Origin of the sequence: Methylophaga sp. UBA4204 (assembly GCF_002379485.1) — a bacterium.
Taxonomy (GTDB): domain Bacteria; phylum Pseudomonadota; class Gammaproteobacteria; order Nitrosococcales; family Methylophagaceae; genus Methylophaga.
Window position 1 is genome coordinate 2,049 of record NZ_DFTU01000050.1, and the last position, 3,824, is coordinate 5,872.

The 3,824-nt window shown below is 45.5% G+C and carries 5 protein-coding genes; 1 reads left to right on the forward strand and 4 read right to left on the reverse strand.

The genetic code is table 11. The annotated features are described in order from the left end of the window. On the forward strand, positions 1–338 hold a 338-nt coding region (locus tag B3182_RS07265; protein WP_292752140.1), incomplete at its 5' end, for an SDR family NAD(P)-dependent oxidoreductase. 43 nt (positions 339–381) lie between these two features. Here the strand turns inward: B3182_RS07265 and B3182_RS07270 are convergent. From B3182_RS07270 to B3182_RS07285, 4 genes are all read right to left on the reverse strand, one after another. Next, positions 382–735, reverse strand: coding sequence for a hypothetical protein (locus B3182_RS07270; RefSeq protein WP_292358031.1), 354 nt, complete (start codon positions 733–735; stop codon positions 382–384). Positions 736–843: 108 nt separating this feature from the next. Continuing rightward, a complete protein-coding gene (locus tag B3182_RS07275) occupies positions 844–2,970 on the reverse strand; it encodes a TonB-dependent receptor (protein WP_292358033.1) in 2,127 nt (708 codons plus the stop codon). Positions 2,971–3,044: 74 nt separating this feature from the next. After that, positions 3,045–3,332, reverse strand: coding sequence for a hypothetical protein (locus tag B3182_RS07280; RefSeq protein ID WP_292358034.1), 288 nt, complete (start codon positions 3,330–3,332; stop codon positions 3,045–3,047). A gap of 5 nt (positions 3,333–3,337) precedes the next feature. After that, a partial coding sequence (locus tag B3182_RS07285) for a M20/M25/M40 family metallo-hydrolase (protein ID WP_292752143.1) occupies positions 3,338–3,824 on the reverse strand: 487 nt, incomplete at its 5' end.

Genomic DNA, 3,824 nt, shown 5'->3' on the forward strand with positions numbered 1-3,824 from the left:
CCGGAAACTGGCCTTATCCGGGCGGTAATGTGTATTGCGCCAGTAAGGCTTTTGTAAGACAGTTTTCGCTGGCCCTCCGTGCTGACTTGCTGGGTACGCAAATCCGGGTAACCAATATCGAACCAGGAAATGCCGAAACTGAATTTTCCATGGTCCGTTTTAAAGCCGATGAAGAGCGTGCTGAAAAAGTCTATGAAAATACGGTTGCACTAACGGCTCAGGATATTGCCGATACCATCTGGTGGTTGGTTAATACCCCAGCGCATCTGAATGTCACCACTATGGAAATTATGCCCACCCAACAAGCCACAGGGCCTTTAGCGATTTATCGTGGCTAGGCTTGTTTATCTGTCATCGATGAAGGTTAAAAAAGCCCCAGTATCAGCCCAGTAACCCGTTATTAGGATTCGCTATTGGACGTTGGGCTTTTAAGGTTTTCAGTCCTTTAACGCTGCGGGTGATATTCCAGATTATCCAAATCACCATCACGGCTAAACCGTATAAATTGCCCAGATATAAAAGTCCCCAGGAAACCATCAGCAATATGAGGCTGATATAAAAACCATTTATTTGAAACAGATAATGCGATTGTAGCCAATCTGGAGCTTTGCCTTTTTTTTCATAGGCTACAAGAGCCCCCATCACCAGCATGGGGTAGATAAGCGAACCCACCAGATTAAAGATATAGATCAGTTTAATGCTGCTGATGTCATCGCCAGTTTCAATTAAAGCCATGTAGATTTATCCGTAAAAAATACCTCAATCTAGCAGAATACTGACTCTTGCTCCACAAAAAAGGCCCGACAAAGTCGGGCCTTTTCAGTTTGAGCATAACGTTAACTGTTAACCGCCAAAGTCGAAACGAATACCGGTGTATATGGTTCGTCCCAGAATAGGCGATTCATCTTTAAAGAAGCTGGTATGCCGACGACCGTCTTCATTCAGCAAATTACGTCCCTGAATAAAGATTTCAGCACCTTTTAAACTTGCTGGAGACCAATTTGCATCAAACGAAACCAGGTTATAACCGTCCGTATTGCTCTCAGTCACAGCGGTTTTGGTTTGTTTAAACACCCGACGGTAGTCGAGACTGAAATCCCAGTCAGCATAGGAGGTATCAAATCCAATCCCTAAGCGTGTTGGACTCATGCGAGGAATATTTTCACCATTGCTGAGTTTGCCGCGTACATGATCGGCAGACAAGCGCATGCTAAGTGGAATAGGACCATCAATCAAGTCAGTTATGGCACCAAATTCAGCACCATACAACTTGGCATTTTGTTGTTCATTGACTACCAGCGTATCGCCCTCAATTTCAATGGCTTGGCCAGTCCCATCATTTTGTGCTGCTAAATAAATAAAGTCATCGACGTAGTTATAGAAAGTAGTCAGCTCATAGCGGAATGCCCCTAAATGACGATCAAAACCGACTTCAAAATTGGTATAGGTTTCCTTACCCAGGTTCGGATCACCAATTTCAACAGTCCCTGCTGCTGCATGGCTACCAAAGGCATATAATTGCTCTGCCGACGGAGCCCGTTGCGAACGGGTAACGGACATTCTGAAATGATGGGCCGGATCTACCTCAACCAGAGTTCCTGCCGATAAACTGAATGGAGTGAAGCTATTACTGCCCAATACGGCTGATTGTTGGAGTTCTTCACCACTTGGCAAATCAATATCTCTGGCCTCGTCAAGATCGTCTGTACTGGAGCGCACATGATCGACCCGTGCAGCGACTTCAAAGCGACCAAAATGCGTGGGTAATTCTTCCAGGACAAATAAACCGACGGTGCGTGTGTCATTACCACGGATATAAAAGCCACCACCGTGTTCATCAACGTCCCCGTGGCCGTGACCTTCGCCCTCAGCCTCAAAGTCCCGATCATTAAATTGCAGACCGACAACACCCTCCCAATCACCAATCGGGTTATGCACCAGTTCCAGACGCATTTCAGTTTCGTTATTGTTGAAACGCGTTTCAACTTCACTTTCAACAAATGCACCATTATCAAATTCAGAACCAATTTCCTGTTGACGGTAGCTGGTGTAGGCCATTTTCAGCCTGGCTGTGCTGAAACCCGGTAACGGATCATTAATTTCACTGCGAAAATCAAAACGATCGTTTTTCGCGCGAATCCGTTCCTGCTCTTCTTCACCTTGTCCTAAAAAGACTTCCGGAATGCCGTATTGAGTTTCCCAAGTGCTGTAACCCAAACCGGCAAAGCCCCAGTCACCTTTATACAAACCGGTGATAGAGAACACATCATTTTCTACTTCACTGTTTTGTAATTTATCTTTACGGCCGACCTGCTGGTCTTTTTGCTGATAACCATCAATATCAAAATCACTGGTACGACGAACCCCATAGTCCGTCCGCAATACAAAGTTGTCTCCCAGTGGTAGTTCAAGTCCCAAACGTCCCTGGCGATCATGTCCATTGATGCCGTATGACATCTGCCCATCTACTCTTGGAGCATCCCCAAATTCAGGATTAAATCGATTACTGCGAACATTGATAACACCTCCAGCAGCACCGCTTCCATAAAGTAATGTCGCCGGACCTCGGAAAACTTCAATTTGATCGGCACGACCAGCATCCATGCCGATAGCATGATCTGCACCTTCACCGGAGATATCGGAAGTACTCAAGCCATCTTCCAGCACTTTCACACGGGATCCCTGTAAACCTCGAACCACAGGACGTCCTACGCCCTGACCAAAGTCGGCATTATGCACACCAGGTAAGCCATCCAATGTTTCGCCTATTGTACTGGCGCGTTTTTGATTAAGTTCATCACCCGCAATAACCGTGACCGGCTGGATCAATTCATCAGAGGTACGGTTGCCTAATGGATCAGAAGTGACCACCAGGCGTGGGATATCAACAGTATCTTCAGCAGCTAACACTGCAGAAGCCATAGGGGAGAGTGCCGCAGCAAGCAACACTACAATGGGTTTTTTATTCATCACGAATAATCCTCATAGCAGAAATCAGTAGCCATTTTCTGAATAGAAAAATGGCATTCAGTCATATTTGAACGCTATGAGAAAATGGGTGGAGCGCGAATCGCGAATGAAAGATAAAAATTTTCAAAACGAGCAGGGAGGGTAACAGAAGACTGAAACTGAAAATATTGTTGCCAGACAGCAACCGTCAGCTGATTGTGGTTATCGGTAGATGGGGTATGACTGACAACATTTAACTGATCACATAATGCTATGTGATCATGAAACGCATGTTCGGCATCATGCCAAACGGCTATGGATTGCATCAGCAATAATGCTGCTGCAAAGAGCCATAACAGATGTTTGGTATGCCGAATTTGCATAGGGATTAGTTCACTAGCAATTCAGTGAGTAACTGCTGATAAATAGCCGACAATGTATCCAGATCGGCAACTGAAACATGTTCATCAATTTGGTGAATGGTCGCGTTTAACGGACCAAGTTCAATTACCTGTGCTCCAGTTGGCGCGATAAAACGACCATCGGATGTGCCACCAGAAGTGGATAGAGTTGTTTCATAACCTGTTACAGTTTTAACCGCCATCTGTACGGCTTCAAGTAATTTACCGCCTGCTGTACGGAAGGGTTTACCCGATAACACCCAATCCATTTGATATGCCACACCGTGTTTATCGAGAATCGCTTCGACCTGTTGTTGCAGTTTATCGTGAGTCACTTCAGTGGAATAACGGAAGTTAAAAATCATTTCTACTGTGCCGGGAATAATATTGGTCGCACCAGTGCCGCTTTTCAGATTGGATACCTGAAAGCTGGTGGGCGGGAAATCAGCATTACCCTGATCCCATTGCACCGCA